This window comes from Nocardiopsis changdeensis, assembly GCF_018316655.1.
In the GTDB taxonomy this organism is placed as follows: domain Bacteria; phylum Actinomycetota; class Actinomycetes; order Streptosporangiales; family Streptosporangiaceae; genus Nocardiopsis; species Nocardiopsis changdeensis.
In genome coordinates this window covers 5,471,826-5,490,998 of the sequence record NZ_CP074133.1, presented here as the reverse complement: position 1 = coordinate 5,490,998, position 19,173 = coordinate 5,471,826, and the positions used below count along the sequence as shown (strand labels likewise).

Genomic DNA, 19,173 nt, shown 5'->3' with positions numbered 1-19,173 from the left:
CCGGGGTCACCCCGAGGTGCGGATCGACGCGATGGCGTCCCGGGCCCGGCGCACCTCCTCCTCGCCCATCCCGCCGATCCGGATGTCGAACCGGATCTCGCTGCCGCCGGCCGGATCCCAGCCGCGCACCGCGAGCATCCCGGTGGCGCCCAGGCTGAACTCGATCCGGAACGGCGTCCCCGCCGGGCCCTTGGGCAGCCCGGTGAGCAGGGCGTCCCCGATCCGGAGGTTGTGCTCCAGCTCCTCGGAGGCCACCGAGCCGGCCTGCTCCCACACGTCGATCTCGACCTGCTCCTGGTCCGGCCACACCGTCGCGAACCCGTCCTCCACCGTCACCGGCAGCGGCGTGTTGGCCCGGATGAGGTGGCTGATGTACTGGCGGGCCCGGCCCGGGTCGGTCGCGAACACCGGGTCGGAGCCGTCGGTGGCCTTGACCCCGAAGGCGCGCGGCGACACGCCCGTGACGGTCTTGTTCGCCAGCCGCTCCACCTCCTCCCGGGTGATGCCCAGGGCGGCGCCCACCTCCTCGGCCCGGCGGGCGCGCTCGGCGGGGTCGCGGTCCGGCGCCTCCATGACGTTCTTGACCTGCCGGACCAGGGCGAACAGGGCGGCGCCCTTGGCCACCGCCAGGTCGGGCTCGTGCAGGTGCGGCTCGAACCCGAAGCGCTCGCGCAGCGACCGCGCCACCACCGGCATGCGGGTCATCCCGCCCACCAGCAGGACGTCGTCCAGCCGCTCCACTCCGCGCTCGCGGGCCGCCTCCAGGGTGCGCTCGGTGATGGTGAGGGTGCGCTCCAGCAGGTCGGAGGTGAGGGCCTCCAGGTCGCCGCGGGTGAACTCCACGCGCACCGTCGACCCGGCGAAGCGCAGGTTGTGCCGAGCGCGCTCGCGGGTGCTGAGCGAGCGCTTGATCTGCTCGGCCGCCGACGCCACGTCCTGGAGGAACTGCTCGTCCCCGGCCGGGTCGGGGTCCGGGTGGTGCTCGGTGAACAGCTCCAGCAGCAGGTCGGCGAGCTTGTGGTCCCAGTCCGCCCCGCCCAGCCGGTGGTCGCCGTCGGTGCACACCACGCGCACGTCCTCGTCCTCGACCCGGATGACCGTGGTGTCGAAGGTGCCGCCGCCCAGGTCGAAGACCAGCAGGTGGCGCACGCCCGAGCCGGAGTCCAGGCTCTGGTAGTGCAGGGCGGCGGCCACCGGCTCGGGCACCACGTCCAGCACGTTCAGGCCGGCGATGAGCCCGGCGCGGCGGGTGGCCTCCTTCTCGTGCACGCCGAAGTAGGCGGGCACGGTGATGACCACGTCCTCGACCTTGTCCCGGGTGTGCTCGCCGGCGGCCCGGGCCAGCTCGCGCAGGATCAGTGCCGAGACCGACTCCGGGTCGTGGGCCCGGCCGTGGAACTCGTAGCGGGCGTCGGTGCCCATCTGCCGTTTGACCAGGGAGACGACCATGTCGGGGAAGAGGAGGGCGGTGTTCTTGGCCTCCTCGCCGACCACGACGTTGTGGGCGGACTCGAAGTACACGACGGAGGGGGTGGTGTCGTTGCCCATGGCGTTCTTGGTGACGGTGGCCCGGCCGGTGCCGTCCACGAACGCCGTGCAGGAGTAGGTGGTGCCCAGGTCGATTCCGTAGGTGGTCATGAGCCTTTCCCAGGTGTGGCGGCCCCCTCGGGGGACGCCGGGCCGACGTGGCGGAAGAAGCGGGCGTGGACCCGGCGCCGGATCCGCCCGGTGACGGTGTCCCGGAAGCCGGGGGCGGTGATCTCGGCGACGGTGCCGTCGCGCGCCGGGTCGGGGTGGTCGACGGTGGCCAGCGGACGGTGCAGGTCGGCGCGGAAGGGGTCGCCGACGTCGGCGTGGACGGGCTCGACGCCCAGCCGCTCCAGGGAGAGCAGGGTGTCGTCGGCGAACCCGGCCAGCAGGTCGGCCAGCCGCTCCTCGCCGCGCTCGCGCAGGCCGCGGGCCTCGCGGGCGAGCTGGTCGTGCAGGTGGACGAGGTCGGTGACGACGGGGTCGAAGAGGGTGCGGTCCTGGCCGGCGCGCAGCTCACGGTTCTCGGCGTGCAGGCGGTCGATGACCGACTCCCGGTGCCGGGCGCGCTCGTCGAGGGCGGACAGCCGGTCGTCGAGGGAGGCGAGGACCTGTTCCAGGGGGCGGGGGGAGTCGGGGGTTGCCGTGTCGTCGGACGCCGTCATCGGGCCGCCTTTCACCGCCGATTTCCACAAGTGGCGTTACCGGTCTCCTTTTGCCGAGGATACTCCGGCGGAGGTGGCGGAAAAAGGGAAACACGTCAACCCGTGGAGGGTGTGGCGTCCCAGGTCACATTCGTCTCCTTTTGTTCTCTGGAGAACTTTTCCGGAATGCGACCGAAATGCGGCCGGGAGTGACTTATCGGTTTCCCGATGGCCGTCCGTATACCCCCGGGGCCGCCGGTGGCCCTGTGCGGCCCGGGGCCCGCGCGGCGCGCCGCACAGCGCGCCGCGCGGGACCCGGGGATCAGGAGAGGGCCTCGTCGAGGCGTTCGCCGAGGTGGTCGGTGAGCAGCGAGACGTAGGTGTTGGTGATGTGCCCCGAGTCGCGGTAGACCATCACGTTGCCGATCACGGCCGGGCACTCGCCGCCCGCGCAGAACAGGTCGCTCATGTCCACGAGGGCGGTCTCGCCGGGCAGGGAGTCGACGGCCCGCTCCTGGGGGTCGTCGCGCTTGAACGCCTCCGAGAGGGGGATGGTGCACTCCCCGGGGTCCTCGGGGTTGCGGGCCACGCACTCCACCACGTCGCGGCGCTGGCGCGGGGTGTCGCGCAGCGCCACGATCGGCCCCGACACCTCGCCGAGCTCGCCCCACAGCCGGGTCATGCCCTCGGCCAGCATCGGCACCCGGTCCTCCTCGCCGCCCTGCGCCGGGACCGCCGAGGTGGAGGAACTGGTCACCACCAGGTCGGGCCGCAGCTCGGTCAGCTCCTCGACCACGGCCCGGTTCCACTCCTGGCACGACTCGTACGGGCCGCCCTCGGGGCCCTTGGTCATGGTGTCGGTGAACGCGCACGACGACTTGGTGTACAGCACCAGCCGCCAGCCCCGCTCCTCGCCCAGGCCCATCAGCGCGGGCACCCACTGGGCGCTGTGCGAGTCCCCGACCACCGCCACCGTCCGGTCGGCGTCCTCGGGGCCGTACACGCACGGGTCCTCGGGCGCCGCCGCCGTCTGGGACGCCTGGCAGTCGTCGTCGTACAGCACCGGGGCGTCGTCCTCGGCCCGCACCGGCGGCGGGTAGACCGGGTCGCCCGTGGGCGCCTGGCCCAGCGCCTGCGGCCCCACGTGCACGCTCGGGTCGAACTCCACCGACTCGACGCGGTCCACCCGCACGTACAGGGTCGCGCCGACCGCGGCCACCACCAGCACCCCCGAGACCGCGGCGGCCAGGGCGCCCCGGCCGCCGCGGACCAGGCGGTGGTCCCGGACCGGGTCCTCCACCCACACCTTGGTCGCCCAGGCCAGCAGCAGCGAGGCCGTGCCCACGGCGGCGGCCAGTGCCCAGCCGAGCTCGTCGCGGCCGGTCACCGCCAGGGCCAGCACGATCAGCGGCCAGTGCCACAGGTACAGCGAGTACGACACGTCGCCCACCCAGCGCGCCGGGGCGGTGCTCAGCGGAGCCGACGCCGACAGGGGGCCCTGCACGTGCTCGGCAGCGATCACCGCCGCGGCCCCCAGCACCGGCAGCAGCGCGGCCCACCCCGGGAACGGGGTCGCCTCGTCGTAGAACACGGCCGCCGCGACGATGGCGGCCAGCCCCGCCCAGCCCAGCGGCAGGCGCACCCGCTCCGACAGGCGGCCGTGGGCCAGGCCGACGGCCAGCAGGCCGCCCACCGCCAGCTCCCAGGCGCGGGTCGTGGGCAGGAAGTACGCCGACGGCTCCCCGCCCGTCGTGGCCACCGACCACAGCAGCGACGCCGCCAGCAGCGAACCCAGCAGCGCCACCAGCGTCCCGGTGCCCGCGCCCCGGCGGCGCAGCGCCGCCCACAGGATGAACAGCAGCGGCCACACCAGGTAGAACTGCTCCTCCACCGACAACGACCAGAAGTGCTGCACCGGGGAGGGCGCCACCTCCGACGCCAGGTAGTCCACCGACTGCCGCGCCAGGTAGAGGTTCTCCACGTACGCGGCCGAGGCGACCAGCTGCCACATCGTGTCGGTCAGCCGGGTCACCGGCAGCAGGAAGTACGACGCGGCCCCCGTTACCACCAGCACCACCGTCGCCGCCGGCAGCAGGCGCCGGACGCGGCGCGCGTAGAACCGGGCCACGGAGACCCGGCCCTGCCCCGACGCCTCGCGGTAGAGCAGCGATGTGATGAGGAAGCCGGAGATCACGAAGAACACGTCGACGCCGACGTAGCCGCCCGGCAGCAGCGACGGATCCAGGTGGTAGACGAGGACGAGCAGGACGGCGACGGCGCGCAGTCCCTGCACCTCCGGACGGAAACGGCGTTCCGTGGCGGCGGAAGCGGGAGCGGAGGACATCGCGGGACTCCCCGGGAGCGGGAACAGGGTCGGTGCGGGGGAACGGTCGTTGGGGGAAGGTGTGTCCGCATTCTGTTATGTCATGCGAGGGGCCGGATCACAGAAGGCCGACACGCGCCCTCTTGTTCCCCCGATGTCGGTCGCGGCGACATCCTCCCGTGGCCGGATGTTCGCCACACCCGCGCCGGAACCCCGGAGGGCGGCGCACGCGCTCCGGATCTCGGGCAGACTGGTCCGATACGGAGAACGTCCCCGGTCGGCGGCGCGCACGGCCCGGGGCCCGCGTTCCGTGACCCTACCCCCGGGCCCGCGTCCCTTCCCAGCGGCCGTGTGCGAGAGGAGGCCCACCGTAGCCCCCGTCATCCGCGTCCGTCCCGTCGTGCTCGCGATCGCCGCGGTGCTCGTCCCGGCGGCGCTCTACCCCCTGACCGGCCTGTGGGGCCTGCTGTGGATCCCCGTGTCCCTGGCGGTCGCGGTCGCCCTCGAACCGCGCGCCCTCCGTTCTCTCCGCGCCCTCCTCCCGGCCCGGGGCGCGCGGTCCGGCCGCCGCTCCGGCGAGGAGCCCGGGATCGACCCGGGCGCCGACGCCGACGGGGACGACGGCCGGACCCGGTCCGCCGCGGCGCCGCCCGCCCGCCCCCGGGACGGCCGGCGGATCCGCCCGGTCGCCCTGCCCAGCGCCGCCGACGACTACGACCTGCACTTCTCCGCGGTGGTCCACTGGCGCTGGTCCAGCACCGTCGACCTGCGGCTGCGCAACCCCATGGGCCCGGCGGTGCTGGCGGTCGTCACCCGCGCCGCCGAGCTGGTGCGCGAGAGCGACCCCGCCGACGAGGGCATGGCCGAGTGCGAGCTGGCCGCCCGGCTGGCGGTGGAGCACGCGGTCCTGGGCAGCGGGATCGTGGTGTGGGCCGACGAGGTGGAGCTACGGCTGTCGGAGGGCGACGCCGGCCGGCTGCGCCGGATGGCCGACCTGCGCAAGGACCGTGCGGTGCGCGAGGCCGCCCGGGTCGCCGAGGACGACCTGGCGCCCCTGCCTGCGGTCCGCCCCGCCCGCGCCGCCGACGCGCCCCTGCCCCCGCCCGCGGACCTGGAGGACGACGGCGACGAGGACCTGGACGCCCCGGGCGCCGGACCGGGCAGCGACGTGGACGGCGAGGGGTACGAGAGCTACTGGTGGCCGGCCGAGGAGGACGGCGACCACGGCGGTGCCGAGCGGGACGTCCAGGTGGCCATCCTGCGCGGGATGATCGACTCCCTCGCCCCGGGGCCCGAACGCGACGCCTTCGTCCGCGACCAGGTGGCGGTCCTGGAGCGGAGCGGGTTCGACGAGGTGGCCCGCCGCATCCGGGCCGGGCACCCGGAGTCCCTGGAGGCCGACGGCCCCTGAGGCCGCCCGCGTTCGTCACCCGTTGTCCGCCGTCCGCCCCGCGGCCCTCGTCCGCTCCGCGTCCTGTGACCCCGACCGCGCCCCCGGCTCCCGCCCCCGGACACGGAGGGGCCCCGGCGCGTAGGACGGTCCGCGCCGGGGCCCGGCTCTCCGCTCCGGTTCCTCAGTGGATGATCCGCTGGAAGAACACGTACGCGGCCGCGACGGTGCCCAGGCCCACGAGAGCGGCGTTCGCGACGTTGCCGTGGGCGAGCCAGGTCAGGGACCCGGCCACGGCCCCGGACAGGACGCCCAGCGTCGCGATGACGGCGACGCGGAGGCTGATCCGGTCCTCGGAGTCGGGCCGCTCGGGTGGCGGGACGGGCGGCGATTCGGTCATGGTCGCCCCTTTCGGACTGCTCGTGCTGGACAGGGGTGCGCTCCGTGTTCGGTTCGGGACTGATAACGGTCCTCGATCCCGACGGGAGCCGTGGGGCCGGTGGGGCTGGGGCTGTCTCTGGAGGCACGGCAATGCACGGGGGTGTCCTCGACGGTCGGCCGACGCGCTCGCGCGGAACGGTCCTCACCCTTGTCAGACGGTCCGTGACCGGGGAACCTGTGAGAACCCGGACCCTCACCGGTCCGGCGGGGCCGCTTCGCTGCGGGTCACCGCGACACCCTTCGCTGGGCAGGCAGAGGTTCGCGGGGTCCGCCGGGGCGGCCCTCCTGCGTCTGCGGGCCGCGGTCGGGCGGCCCACTGCCCACCTCCTTTCCGATTTTCGCTTCCGGTGATGTTTGCTGACAAATTGATACCCCGCAGACTGAGTGCAATCACTCCATGTGATGCCGATATGCCGGGAAGTGTTATTCGAGGTGGTGGATGGCGGGGTGGCATGGGTGAATGTCGTCCGGTAATGTCTCTGGAGAAGGCGACTTGCGCAGAATCAGACATCAGTCACTTTTGTTGTTCGGTTAACAATGTCGACGGGATGGGGACCCCGTTCCGGTGAGGGTGTCGGTCTTTTCTCGGGAGTGGGTTCCACCGGGTGGCGGAGGAGGCGGCGCGCGCCGCGGGCGCGGACCAGGGGCCGGTCGTGCAGCGGGCCCTGCTGGTCGGCGAGCTCGTGCGCCTGCGCCGGGAGAGCGGGCGCACGCAGCGGCAGGTGGCCGAGCGGCTGGACTGGTCGCAGGCCAAGGTCATCCGGATCGAGGGCGGTAAGCAGTCCATCAGCCGCACCGACCTGGAGGCGATGCTCCGGCTGTACGGGCTCGGCGAGGGGGAGCGGGTCCGGCGGCTCGTGGCGCTCAACCGGTGCGCCGGCCGGGAGGGCTGGTGGGGCCGGTACCGCGCTGCCGGGGTGCCCGCCGACCACCTGCGCATGGTCGGCTTCGAGGCGGGCGCCGCGCTCATCCGGCAGGCGCACAACGCGTTCGTCCCCGACCTCCTGCGGACCCCCGCCTACGCCCGGGCCGTCGCCCCGCTGCTGTACCCGGGAGGCGACGACGCCGGCCCCGGGGCGGACCCCGCGGACGGCGGCAGGGACGGCGCGGACGGCGCCGCCGCGCTCGCCGACCTGTGCCGCGAACGCCGGGAGCGGCTGGACGATAGCGGCCGGGCGCCCCGCCGGGTCCACGTGCTGGACGAGGCGGTGATCCGCCGCCGGGTCGGCGCCGGCACCGACCCCGGCCTGATGCCCGCGCAGCTGCGCCGCCTGGCCGCGGAGGCCGCCCTGGACGGGGTCGACGTCCGGGTCGTCCCCTTCGGGAGGGGCGTGCACCCGGGGATGCGCGGGCCGATGACCCTGCTGTCGTTCGACGGGCCCCTCGACGACGTCCTCTACCTGGAGGGCGCGGGCGGGGCCGGCCTCGTGGAGGGGGGAGCGCCGGTGGCGGAGTACGCCTCGGCCTTCGACGACCTCGTCGCCGGGCACGCCCTGGGCCCGGCGGAGTCGCTGGCCCTCATCGAGGAGGCCGCGGCCGGGATGGGCGGCTGAGCACGGCGCGCTCCCCGGCTGGTGCCCGCTCTTGCGGCGGTGCCCCGGTGCGCCCTCCCGGGCGGTGCTGTGGGGCCCGTGCCTGTTCTTGCGGCGGTGCCCCGGTGCGCCCTCCCGGGCGGTGCTGTGGGGCCCGTGCCTGTTCTTGCGGCGGTGCCCCGGTGCGCCCTCCCGGGCGGTGCTGTGGGGCCCGTGCCTGTTCTTGCGGCGGTGTGCCGGTGCGCCCTCCCTGTCGGTGCCGCGGGGTTCGGGCCCGCCCTTGCGGCGGCGCCCCGGTGCGCCTTCCCTGTCGGTCCGCGAACCTCCCCTCCGGACCGGGTCCCCCGCCGGGGGTGGCATCCTGGGAGCCCGGACGTCGAGTTGAGGGGAACGGCATGAGCGTCGATCTGCCCGAGGGCCGCGGGAATCCGGTCCTGGGCTCGCTCGCCGCGCGTCCGAGCCTGCGCTCGCGGGTGGTCGACGTGCTGCGCGAGGCGATGGTGGCCGGAGAGCTGGAGCCGGGCCGGATCTACTCCGCGCCCGCGCTGGCCGAGCGGCTCGGGGTGTCGGCGACGCCGGTGCGCGAGGCGATGATGGAGCTCACCCAGGAGGGCCTGGTGGAGACCCTGCGCCACCGCGGGTACCGGGTGGTGGAACTGGACGACGTCGACCTGGACGAGATCCTCCAGGTGCGCTCCCTCCTCGAAGTGCCGACGGTCGGCCGGGTCGCCGAGACCGCCGCCCCCGAGCAGGTCGCCGCGCTGCGGCCGGTCGCCGACCGGCTGGACGAGACCGCCCGGACCGGGGAGCTGCGGGAGTTCATCGCCGCCGACATGACCTTCCACCTGGAGCTGCTGTCCATCGCCGGGAACCGGCGGCTGGTGGAGGAGGTGCGGCGGCTGCGCGGCCTGTCCCGGCTGTCGGCGCTGCACCGGCTGTACGAGGAGGGGCGCCTGGAGGCCACGGCCCGGGAGCACCACCTGCTGCTGGACCTGGTCGAGGCGCGGGACCGCACGGGCGCCGAGGACCTGATGCGCCGCCACCTCGGGCACGTGCGCGGGATCTGGGCCGGGCGCGACGAGGGCTGAGGGCGGTACGCCCCGGGCGGACGGGGCCGGGCCGTCATACGACCGTCACAGGACTGTCATCATGTCGGGAATGCCCAGGTCTTGCGTTTGTGCAACGTACAATTGTACGTTGCACAGGTTGATCGGCCCACGCGATGTCGGGCCCCGACCCGAGGAGTGACCGCGTGTCCTCACAACAGAGCGTGGTGGGCGGAGCCGCCACCAACCGCCGTGTGCTCATCGGCAGCCTCAGCGGCAGCGCGATCGAGTGGTTCGACTTCTTCCTGTACGCCACCGCCGCGGCCCTGATCTTCGACAAGCAGTTCTTCCCCAGCGACGACCCCGTCATCTCGCTGCTGCTGTCGTACCTGTCGCTGTCCCTGACCTTCTTCATCCGCCCCTTCGGCGGCGTGGTCTTCTCCCACATCGGCGACCGCATCGGCCGCAAGAAGACCCTGGTCATCACCCTGTCCCTGATGGGCGCCTCGACCGTCGCCATCGGCCTGCTGCCCACCTACGCGCAGGTCGGCGTGCTGGCCCCGGTGCTCCTCATCGCCTGCCGCGTCATCCAGGGGCTGGCCATCGGGGGCGAGTGGGGCGGCGCCCTGCTGCTCGCCTACGAGTACGCCCCGAAGAACCGCCGCGGCTTCTTCGGCTCCGTGCCCCAGACCGGCGTCACCATCGGCATGCTCCTGTCCACCATCGCGTTCGCGCTGGTCAGCATGCTGCCCGCCGACGCCTTCGAATCCTGGGGGTGGCGCCTGCCGTTCATCGCCAGCCTCATCCTGGTGTTCGTCGGCCTGTGGATCCGCAAGGGCCTGGACGAGACCCCCGCGTTCCGCGAGGCCAAGGAGACCGGCAACGTCGCCAAGCTGCCCATCAAGGACACCCTGCGCGACCACTGGCGCTCCGTCCTGGTCGCCGTCGGCGCCAAGGTCGTCGAGACCGCCCCGTTCTACATCTTCGCGACGTTCGTCGTCAGCTACGCCACCGGCACCCTGCAGATGGAGCAGGCCACGGTCCTGAACGCGGTGAGCGTCGGCGCCTTCGTCAGCACCCTGTCGATCCTGCTCATGGGCTCGCTCTCGGACCGGTTCGGCCGCCCCGGCGTCTTCCTCGTCGGCTCGCTGCTGATCGCCCTGTTCGCCGCGCCGTTCTTCATGCTGCTCGACCTGCGCGTCGACTGGGCCGTGTACGCCGCCGTCGTCATCAGCCTCGGCGTCGTGTGGCCCCCGGTCACCGCCACGCTGGGCACCCTGATGTCGGAGATCTTCTCCACCAGGGTCCGCTACACCGGCGTCACCCTCGGCTACCAGATCGGCGCCGCCCTGGCCGGCGGCACCGCGCCGCTGCTGGCCACCTGGCTGCTCTCCCGGTTCGACGGCGCCTGGGGGCCCATTGCCTCCTACCTGGTGGTGCTGGCCGTCATCTCCATCGCCGCCGTGTCCGTGTCCGGTCGCGTGGTGCGCGGCGAGACCGCGGCGATCGCCGCCCGCGAGGCGCGGGAGGCCCGCGAGGGAGAGGGGGCCGCGGCATGACCGCCGGACTGCCCTTCGTCGACGCCGCCGAGGTCGCCCGCCGCATCGGCCCCGACCGCGCCCGGGAACTGGTGGAGCGGGCCCTGCTGGACGGGTTCGACCCCGCCGGGGACCCCGCCCGCTCCAACACCGCCGCGGGCTCCGGACACCTGCTGCTGATGCCCTCCACGCTGGGGGAGTGGGTCGGGGTGAAGGTGGCCTCCGTGGCCCCCGGCAACCCGGACCTGGGACTGCCGCGCATCCAGGCCGTCTACGTGCTGATGGACGCCCGCACCCTGACCCCGCGGGCGCTCGTCGACGGCGTCGCCCTGACCTCGCTGCGCACCCCCGCCACCTCCGCTGTGGCGGCCGACCGGCTGGCCGCCCCCGGGGCGTCCCGGCTGGTGGTGTTCGGCAACGGGCCCCAGGCGGTCGAGCACGCCGTGGCCATGGCGGGCATCCGCGACCTGGCGGACGTGCGCCTGGTGGGCCGCGACCCCGGCCGGGTCGCGGCGGCCGCCGCCGAACTGGCCGGACGGGGGCTCCCGGCGGCGCCGGGGACCGCGGCCGACGTGGCCGACGCCGACATCGTCGTGTGCGCGACCTCCGCGGCCGAGCCCCTGTTCGACGGCGCTTTGGTGCGCGACGGTGCGTGCGTCGTCGCCATCGGCTCCCACGAGCCGGACCGGCGCGAACTCGACGGCGCCCTGATGGGCCGCTCGCTGGTGGCGGTCGAGGACCACGGGACCGCGATGCGTGAGTGCGGCGACGTGGTGATGGCCGTGGCGGAGGGCGCGCTCTCCAAGGACGCGCTGGTCGGCCTGGCCCCGCTGGTGCGGGGCGAGGTACGGCGCGCGACCGACCGCCCGAACGTGTTCAAGGGCGCCGGGATGTCCTGGCAGGACCTCGCGGTCGCGGTGGGGGTCGCCCCCGCGCTCTGACCCCCGATGCCGCCGCCCGCCGCCGCCCGGTGTACGGTCCCGGTGCCGTCCCCGGGCGGGGCGGCCCGGGGCCGCGGCGTCCCGGAGGGGCCACACTGGAGGCGGGGAGGTCCTGTGCGCGGTGGCGGAGGAGAACGGGGAGAACGGGGTGCGGCGGCCGGGGTGCCGGAGCTGCCGCCGGACTCCCCGCCGGTGCGTTCCGGAGCGGTCCTGCTGCGCCAGCGCTGGAGCGACGTCGTCTTCCTGCACTGGCCGGTGGACCCCGCGCGGGTCGCCCCGCTGCTGCCCGCCGGCACCCGGCCCGACCTGTTCCGCGGGACCGCCCACGCCGGCCTGGTCGCCTTCCGGATGCCCGTCAACTCGGTGGCGGGGGCGGTGCCCGTCGGCGGGTTCGACGAGGTGAACGTGCGCGTGTACTCGGTGGACCGGCACGGCCGTCGCGGAGTGGTGTTCCTGAGCATGGACGCCGACGCCGCCCACGCGGTCGCGGCGGCACGGGTGCTCACCGGGCTCCCGTACATGTGGTCCGACATCTCCCTGGTGCGGGGGCGGGACGGCCTGCGGGCCGGTGCGGTGCGCAGGCGCGCCCCCGGCCGGGCCCGCGGCCGCTGGGCGGTCCGGGCGGGGGGACCGCTGGAGCGGCCCGATCCGCTGGAGCACTTCCTCACCGCGCGCTGGGGACTGCACACCCGCCACCTGGGACGCACCTGGTGGCTGCGCGCCGACCACCGCCCCTGGCCGCTGCACCGGGCGGAGTTCCTGCACTACGAGGGCGACCTGCTGGGCGCGGCGGGCCTGGAGCCGCTCACCGAGCGGCCGGTCTCGGCCCTGTGGTCGCCGGGCACGGACACGGGGTTCACGGTGTTGCTGGTGTGACCGGTGCGGCGGGAGCCGCCTGGCGCGGAGGGCGCGACCGCCGCGGGCGGTGCCGCCGGCTGCCGGCCGGGGAGCGGGACCGCGGCGGGTCAGGCGGCCCGGTCGGGCGGCGCGCTGCCCAGCGCGGGGCCGGAGCCGTGCTCCAGGGCGTCCAGCATGTCCCGGATCTCCCTGACCAGGCCCTCGGGCACCGCGTGGCCGAGCCGCGCCCCCTCCTCCGCGATCAGCTCGGCCCTCCTCAGGGTCCGCCACGCCGCCAGCGGATCGCGGCCCACGAGGGACTGGGCCAGGACCTTCATGGCCCGCAGCCGCCCCGATCGGTGCCGCAGCCCCCGGTAGCCCTCGACCGCCACCCGCGCCGACTCCTCGGCCTCGGCCGTCCGGCGGACCCGGAGCAGCGCCTGGGCCGCCATACGGTGCGCCCGGGCGTGCCACCACCGGTCGCCCAGCTCCCGGAAGCCCTCGGCCGCCTCCAGCATCTCCTCCTTCCCCTCGTTGCGGTCCCTCTCCATCAGGACCTGCCCCCGGACCAGCCGGGTGCGCATGACGCCCCAGGTGTCGCCGAGCTCCCCGAACACCCGCTCGGCGCTCTCCAACCGGAGGACCTGGTCGGACACCTGCCAGGAGTCCCGCAGCCGTTCGCCGCGGCGGAACAGGGAGAGCCACCGGACCGGGCCGGACCGGTCCCCGGGCCCGGACCGGTCGAAGCCGAACCACCCCTCCAGCACCGTCCGCAGGGGCTCCCCGCCCTCCTGCGCGGACCCGTCCGCGGCGGGCGGCACCCCGCCGGAGAACAGCGCGGACACCCGCTTCTCCTGCTCCCGCGGCCGGCGCCCGTCCCTCGCGGCCATCCGGCGCCGCTCGCGTTCACGGCGGGGGTCGAGCCACAGCTCGCACACCCCGGCCTGGCTGTTGAGGGAGTGCGACGGCAGCTGCCCCAGGGCCCGCAGGTAGCGGGCGTGGTACCAGTCCCCGTTGGGGGAGTCGGCGATCCGGCGGCGCCCGTGCTCCAGCACGAACCAGGCGTGCAGCTCGAAGCCGCGCAGCCGCAGCACCTCCCCCTGCTGGAGCCGGACCCGGGTCCACTGCTCCGGGTCCTCCGGGCGCCCTCGCAGCTCCCGCTCCGCGAGGGCGAGCCGCCCGTGCGCCTCCTCCAGGTGCCCCTGGAAGCGGTACAGCTCCGCCAGGTTGCACAGCGACCGCACCAGCCACCAGGTGTCCCGGTGCTCGGTGAAGACCCGGATGGCCGCGTCGATCGCCGCCCGGCCGTCGTCCGGGTCGCCGCGCCGGTACAGGTTCACGCCGACGGCGCGGTGGGCCCGGCCCCGCCAGCGCGGGTCCACCCCCGGACCGTCCAGGGAGTCCAGGATCATCGAGGCCGTCAGTGCGAGCTCGTACCCGGTGTGGTGGTCGCCGTGCCCGCCGGTCACCTCGGCGCGGTCGATCAGGGCGATCGCGCAGGCCAGCGGGTCGCCCGTCTCCAGGGCCAGGGCGACCGCCCCGGCGGTGGAATCCCGCATCGACTCCCAGTGGATCCGGCCGGTGCGGCAGAGCAGGGAGAAGGCGCGGCGCAGCCGCCATCCGTACGCCGCGATCCCGCGGCGGTCGGCGACGTCCGAGGAGAACCGCCCCTGTCCGGTCCACCAGAAGCAGAGCTCGAAGCCGCGCTGCTCGCTCTCCAGCCAGGCCACCGGTTCGGGGGAGGCCGGGGGCGGGGGCGGATCCGGGATCCAGGACAGGAGCGGGTGCGCCGGAGCGGGCTCGGGCGCCTCCCGGCCGGGCGGCGGGCCGAACGACCACTCGTGCGGGCAGGCCCGCCGCGCGGCCTCCTCGGCCCTCTCCGTGTAGGCGTGCAGCAGCCGCAGCACCGCCCCCTCCAGTTCGCGGCGCCGGGCGCGGGACCAGGCCGTCCGGTCCGCGTCCGCCACCCCGAACAGCCGGGGCCCCTGCCGCACGAGGAAGTCGCGCATGTACTCGTGCAGCCGGAAGTGCTCGTGCCCGCCCGCCGAGTACAGGTACGTCACCAGGTACCGGCGCCGCAGCTCGTCCAGCACGCCGACCGCCCTGCCCGGCCCCACGTCGAGCAGCGCCGCGGCCACCCACGGCGTGAACGTCGCGGCCCCGGTCCCGGCCAGCAGCCACAGCAGCCGCCGCTGCTCCTCGGTGCACTCGCGCAGGCCGAACGCCAGCGACCGGACGATCGACTCCGGCCCCGCCACGGTCAGGGTCTGCTCCGGGTCGTTCATCCGGCGGAGCAGGGCGGCGGCGCCGGGCCCCGTGGCCTCGGTGGCCTGCGCGCCCACCAGGCACAGGGCGAACGGGAACCCGTGGCACCTGGCCGCCAGCTCCGGCAGCGCCGCGCGGTCCTCGTCCGACAGCGGCCGGGACCGCGCGGACACCAGCCGTTCGAGCAGCAGTAGCCCCTCCTCGTCGGAGAGCTTGCCCATCGGGTGCTCCCGGATGTCCACGGGAGGGGACGACGGGAAGGCGCGGCGGCTCGTGATGAGCACCGCGCACCCAGGGCCGGTGGGCAGGAGCGGTTCCACCTGCGCGAAGTCCTTGGCGTTGTCGAGGACCAGGAGCACACGGCGATGCCCGCAGGCGTCCTTCCACAGCTCCGACAGCCTCTCCGGGGAGGCCCCGTCGGGTACCCGCTCCCCGACCTTGCGGAGCATCTCGGCGAGGATCTCCGCCGGTCGGCGGACCACCGGGCCGCTGCCGGGGCCGCTGCCCGGGTCCGGGTGCTCGGTCGCGGGGCCGTAGAGCTCGAACTCCAGGGTCCCGTCGGGGAAGCGGTCGCCCACCCGGGAGACGACCTGGGACACGAACTGGCTCTTGCCGGTGCCGCCCTCCCCGGTGATCGCAATGATCAGCGGCCCGCCCCGGCGCCGGCGCAGGCGGCCGCGGCGCCGGGGGAAGCGGGAGAACGCGTCCAGGACCTTCCCCATGAGGCCGGCGTGCCCGGTGAAGTGGTCGACGGGCGCGGGCAGACGGGGCCGCACCGGGGGTTCTCGGGGCGGTTCGAGCGCGGCGGGCCGCCGGTCGAGGAGGGCCTGGGCGGAGGCCGCCACGCCGCTGCCGGCCATGGCGAGCGCCACCACCCACCACCCGCCGTCCGGGAGCAGGTTGGGGAACCCCTGCAGCGCGGTGCCCAGGCCCAGGGCCAGCAGGGCGCCGACGCCCAGGCCGGTCCCGACCGGCCGCCAGCGGCGGGGGCCGGGCGCGCCGACCGTGCCCGCGGGGTCCTCGCCGTCCACGTCCGCCCTCCCGAAGACACCGGATTCCTCTGTGGGCCGGGGATCGCGGGGTCCGGGCGGCCGCCGGGGAACCGATCCTGCTGCGGTCGGCGGGCCGGTGTCCAGAGCGGGGAAGGGCGCGCGGGCGGTGTTCACCGACCCGTCCCCGTGCGGTAACCGTGCGGTCGCGCCGGACCGCCTGGAGCGGGCACGGGGGCGGCCACGGGTCGGGGCCGGCGGGTCAGGCGGCGGCCGCCGGGTCCTCCTCGATCGCGGGCGGGACGCTTCCCGGCCGGGACGGGTGTCCGACCGGGTGCGGGTCCTGGGCCGGGCGGTAGGCGGCCGGCACCGGGGCGTAGTCCTCCAGCGGGACGCCGGGCTCGGGCACCGCGGGTCGGCGCGGCGCGTCCTCCAGCGGAGGGCGGGGGCGCGGCGGCGCGGGCGGCACCTCCATGAGCCGCAGGCGCCGCAGCTCGTGCTCCACCCGGGCGATCCGCTCGGCCAGGACCCGGGCCGGGGGAAGGCCGCGGGTCGCCTCCAGCGCGCGGTCGCGCTCCCGGACGCGGAACGCCACCGCCCCGGACGCCTCGGCGAGGCGCTCCACGGCGGTCTCGCGCTCGCGCAGGGCGGTGACCAGCGTCGAACGCAGTTCCCGGGCCCGGGCCGCCGTCCGGTCGATCCGGGCGGCCCGGCGCGCCGCGAACGGACCGGAGGGCGCGCGCACCGAGCGCAGCCCCCTCTCCACCCGTTCCAGCGCCCGGCGGGCCCGGCGGGCCTCCGCCTCCCGCAGGGCCACCTCCGCCGAGGCCCGTTCCTGCCGGGAGCGGACCCGGTCGACGGCGACCTGTTTCCTGGCCAGGCGGTCGCGGGCGGCGGCCTGGTCCCGGGCCGCGGCCAGCAGCGAGTCCAGCTCCTCGATGCGGGAGCGCACCCCCTCGTGCAGGCGCTCGGCGAGCGCCTCGGGCGGGACCAGCGCCCCGAAGCGCCGGTGCAGGGCGGCCGCCTCGATCCGCTCGGCCGACGGCTCGGCGGGTACCTCGGGGGAGGGGACGGCGGCGTCGCGCAGCAGCAGGTCACCGGGCTGCGGGCCCAGGTCCGCGGTGGTCGTGACGTGCACCCTCCCGCCCAGCGCGGGGACGGCCTCGGCCGGGTGCCAGGGCCCCGTGGAGCCCGGGGCCCGGACGAGGAAACCGGCGGAGTCGGGGGAGACCCGCCAGTGGTGGCAGGTGAACACGTACTCGTGGGGGCCGTCGCCGCCGCGGATACGCCGTCCGTCCTGGAGCCGCAACTCCTCCCCGTTCGTCGCGCGGGCGGCGAGAGCCCTCCGGATCTCGCGGTCGAGGAAGGCGAGGGACTCGGCGGACACGGCGGATGTGGGGAGGGCGCTCGCGGAAGTCACATGACCCTTTCAGAGGGAGAGAGTCTCGTTCATACGGGGGACCCGACGGTAAGGAGTATGCCCGAGGGCTACGACATTCTGTAAGGGTACGGGTACGCAAAGTTCGAATCCGCCGGTCAGGGGCCCTGTCCGGAACCGGTCGCCCGTTCCCGGTAATCCGGAGCCCCGTGCGCGGCGGGTGTATCGCCGCAGGTCAGGGTCGTGTGTGGGTGGTGGAGTCGGATGGTGCCCGGGTGGCGGGCGTGCCTTGGGCGCACTCGGAAGATTCTCGATTTTCTCGTTCGCCGATCCCCGAAGCGGGCCACCCGGTTCCGTCATGCGCGGGAACCTCCCGGATATGAGGTTCCTTCATGTTCGTTCCGTCCCGGGCGACCTCGACGCGGGGTTCCGCGCTTGGTAGAGTCCCTTTTGTTAAGGGGCTTCACTAATGGCCTGCGCCAGGAGGGCGGAACTCGTGAGCGGTAGCGGTCCCCTCGCCCGCAACGGCGGGCGCCCCGCCACCATCGACGTCGACGACATCGTCGCGGCCGGCCGGGAACTGGGCATGCGGGACCTGAGCCTGAGCGCCGTTGCCGCCCGGCTGGGCGTGACGCCCGCGGCGCTGTACCGGCACGTCGACGGCCGCTGGGGCCTGGAGCAGCTGGTCGGCGAGAGCCTGCTCGCCGACCTCGAACTGGACGACGACCCGCAGGAGGGCGTCGAGGCGCACCTGGTCGGGTTCTCCGCGCAGCTGCGCCGCTTCACCCTCGAGCACCCCGGGCTGGCCGACTACCTCCAGAGCGTCTTCCCGCGCGGGGCCTCCGGGGCCGCCCTGATGATGTCCGAGGTGGCGGCGCTGGAGCGGCGCGGCTACGACACCTCCGCGGCGCTGGTCCTGACCAACGCCGCCGCGGCCCTGACCATCGGTCTGGCCGCCGCCGAGGACCACCGTTCCGCCGAGGACCACCCCGAGGGCCGAAGGCGCCGGGAGGAGGCCGCGGAGCGGATCGTCGCCGAACACCCCGCCCTGGGCGCCGCCTACACACGGATGCCCTACGTCACCGGCGAGGTCTTCACCCACCTCCTGCTCACCGCGGCCATCGGCGGCCTGGTCGCCGTCGCCCCCGTGGGCCGCCCGGTCGACGAGATCATCGCCGAGCTGGGCCGCCGCGGCGGTCTGGTGCCCTCCCCCGGCCGGGACACCGGGCCGGGGGCCGTGGCGGCGGAGGCGCGGTGACGGCGCCACCCGGGGACAGAGCCCCCCGTCCCGCCCGGGAGTGGACGGCCGGGCGGGGCGGGGCCCTCGGCGGGGCACGGGACCGGGGCCTGCGGGCCGCGCCGCGGGTGGGGAGCGCCCGGACCGCGGCGACGCCCGCCCCGCTCGCGCCGTCCGCGGTCGTCAGCCGGTGGGCATCCCGGGCCGGAAATAGTCCGCGACCGCGGTGCCGCCCCGCACCGCGGCGAAGACGCGGGAGGTGTCGTCCGGGCTCCGCGCGTCGAACAGGACCCGCACGGGGGCGCCGGCCACGGGCGCCGCGTTCCTGGGGAACAGCTCCGACCGCTCCACCCACCGGCGCTGCCCCCGGTCGTCGGTGAAGGCGAAGGTCCAGCGCACCAGGACGCGTTCGGCGTTCGAGGAGGCCGGGCCGCGGACCTCGGTGACCTCGCCCGCCACGGGCTCCCGTTCCGCCAGCAACCGGACCAGGGTCCTGCGGCGGCCGCGCTCGCGCATCCGCGCCCGGACGCCGGCCGCGGCCGACGACAGGAACAGCAGCGTCACGGTCCCCGGGAGCCACCACCGCATGGTGTACCAGACCCAGGCTCCGACGCCCCACTCCTCGTGCCGTCCGAACACCGGGTCGTAGGCGGTGCCCACCACGTCGGCCGGCGCCCATGCCGCCGTGGTCGCCCACCACAGGGCCGCGGCCGCGCCCAGCAGCCACAGCGGTGCGGGGCCGACGCCGACGAAACCGGCCGTCGACCCCGAGTAGCGGTGGTTCCAGCGCGTGTACAGGGCGAACGCGATGAGGGAGCCGACGACGGCGAAGGGGGTGGTCCACACGGCCATCGTCGACTCGGTGTCGGAGAAGACGCTGTTGACCATCATCACGCGGAACCGGTCGCAGAACGCCGCGGCGGCGTACCCGGCCACCGCTCCGGAGGCGGTGAGGAACGCACCGGCGGCCACCGTGCCCGCCAGGGAGCCCGCGCTCCCGGCCTGACGGCGCCGCCGGTCCTCGCGCGCGGCCGAGGGGTCGATGGTGCTCACCGGTACCTCCGCAGTGGGCGGACGCGGTGTGC

Annotated in this window: 14 protein-coding genes; 7 read left to right on the top strand and 7 right to left on the bottom strand. The window is 75.2% G+C overall.

Annotated features, from left to right (window positions below; translation table 11 throughout):
• Positions 1–6 precede the first annotated feature (6 nt).
• The 3 genes from KGD84_RS24815 to KGD84_RS24805 all read right to left on the bottom strand — a co-directional run bounded on the left by KGD84_RS24815 (position 7) and on the right by KGD84_RS24805 (position 4,515).
• Positions 7–1,638, bottom strand: coding sequence for an Hsp70 family protein (locus KGD84_RS24815; protein WP_220562781.1), 1,632 nt, complete (start codon positions 1,636–1,638; stop codon positions 7–9).
• A complete protein-coding gene (grpE, locus tag KGD84_RS24810; protein ID WP_220562780.1) occupies positions 1,635–2,192 on the bottom strand; it encodes a nucleotide exchange factor GrpE in 558 nt (185 codons plus the stop codon). Before grpE ends, KGD84_RS24815 begins: the two co-directional genes overlap by 4 nt.
• A 301-nt stretch (positions 2,193–2,493) precedes the next feature.
• Positions 2,494–4,515, bottom strand: coding sequence for an acyltransferase family protein (locus tag KGD84_RS24805; protein ID WP_220562779.1), 2,022 nt, complete (start codon positions 4,513–4,515; stop codon positions 2,494–2,496).
• Between the two features lie 379 nt (positions 4,516–4,894).
• On the opposite strand from KGD84_RS24805, the gene KGD84_RS24800 reads away from it, so the two are divergent.
• Positions 4,895–5,905 (top strand): hypothetical protein, encoded by a 1,011-nt coding sequence (locus KGD84_RS24800; RefSeq protein WP_220562778.1) that lies wholly within the window; start codon positions 4,895–4,897, stop codon positions 5,903–5,905.
• A gap of 163 nt (positions 5,906–6,068) precedes the next feature.
• On the opposite strand, the gene KGD84_RS24795 is transcribed toward KGD84_RS24800, so the two are convergent.
• Positions 6,069–6,284, bottom strand: a complete 216-nt coding sequence (locus tag KGD84_RS24795; RefSeq protein ID WP_220562777.1) for a hypothetical protein — start codon at positions 6,282–6,284, stop codon at positions 6,069–6,071.
• 646 nt (positions 6,285–6,930) lie between these two features.
• Between KGD84_RS24795 and KGD84_RS24790 the strand changes: the two genes are divergently transcribed.
• The 5 genes from KGD84_RS24790 (at position 6,931) to KGD84_RS24770 (ending at position 12,258) form a co-directional block, all read left to right on the top strand.
• Positions 6,931–7,878: a helix-turn-helix domain-containing protein gene (locus tag KGD84_RS24790; protein WP_220562776.1), complete on the top strand. Its 948-nt coding sequence runs from the start codon at positions 6,931–6,933 to the stop codon at positions 7,876–7,878.
• Between the two features lie 374 nt (positions 7,879–8,252).
• Positions 8,253–8,945, top strand: a complete 693-nt coding sequence (locus KGD84_RS24785) for a GntR family transcriptional regulator (protein ID WP_220562775.1) — start codon at positions 8,253–8,255, stop codon at positions 8,943–8,945.
• 164 nt (positions 8,946–9,109) lie between these two features.
• Entirely contained in the window at positions 9,110–10,462 is a 1,353-nt protein-coding gene (locus KGD84_RS24780) for an MFS transporter (protein WP_220562774.1), read from the top strand.
• Positions 10,459–11,382 (top strand): ornithine cyclodeaminase family protein, encoded by a 924-nt coding sequence (locus tag KGD84_RS24775; protein WP_220562773.1) that lies wholly within the window; start codon positions 10,459–10,461, stop codon positions 11,380–11,382. The genes KGD84_RS24780 and KGD84_RS24775 overlap by 4 nt, the downstream gene beginning before the upstream one ends.
• 162 nt (positions 11,383–11,544) lie before the next feature.
• The gene (locus KGD84_RS24770; protein WP_255646784.1) at positions 11,545–12,258 is read left to right on the top strand and encodes a YqjF family protein; all 714 of its coding nucleotides are present in this window, start codon (positions 11,545–11,547) and stop codon (positions 12,256–12,258) included.
• An 89-nt stretch (positions 12,259–12,347) separates the two neighbouring features.
• On the opposite strand, the gene KGD84_RS24765 is transcribed toward KGD84_RS24770, so the two are convergent.
• Together KGD84_RS24765 and KGD84_RS24760 are read right to left on the bottom strand one after the other, a co-directional pair.
• Positions 12,348–15,515: an NB-ARC domain-containing protein gene (locus tag KGD84_RS24765; protein WP_220562771.1), complete on the bottom strand. Its 3,168-nt coding sequence runs from the start codon at positions 15,513–15,515 to the stop codon at positions 12,348–12,350.
• A gap of 220 nt (positions 15,516–15,735) precedes the next feature.
• On the bottom strand, positions 15,736–16,860 hold the full coding sequence (locus KGD84_RS24760; RefSeq protein WP_220562770.1) for a hypothetical protein: 1,125 nt from the start codon (positions 16,858–16,860) through the stop codon (positions 15,736–15,738).
• Positions 16,861–17,347: 487 nt separating this feature from the next.
• On the opposite strand from KGD84_RS24760, the gene KGD84_RS24755 reads away from it, so the two are divergent.
• Positions 17,348–18,109 (top strand): TetR/AcrR family transcriptional regulator C-terminal domain-containing protein, encoded by a 762-nt coding sequence (locus KGD84_RS24755; protein ID WP_255646783.1) that lies wholly within the window; start codon positions 17,348–17,350, stop codon positions 18,107–18,109.
• A 162-nt stretch (positions 18,110–18,271) separates the two neighbouring features.
• On the opposite strand, the gene KGD84_RS24750 is transcribed toward KGD84_RS24755, so the two are convergent.
• Entirely contained in the window at positions 18,272–19,141 is an 870-nt protein-coding gene (locus tag KGD84_RS24750; protein WP_220562768.1) for a hypothetical protein, read from the bottom strand.
• Positions 19,142–19,173 lie beyond the last annotated feature (32 nt).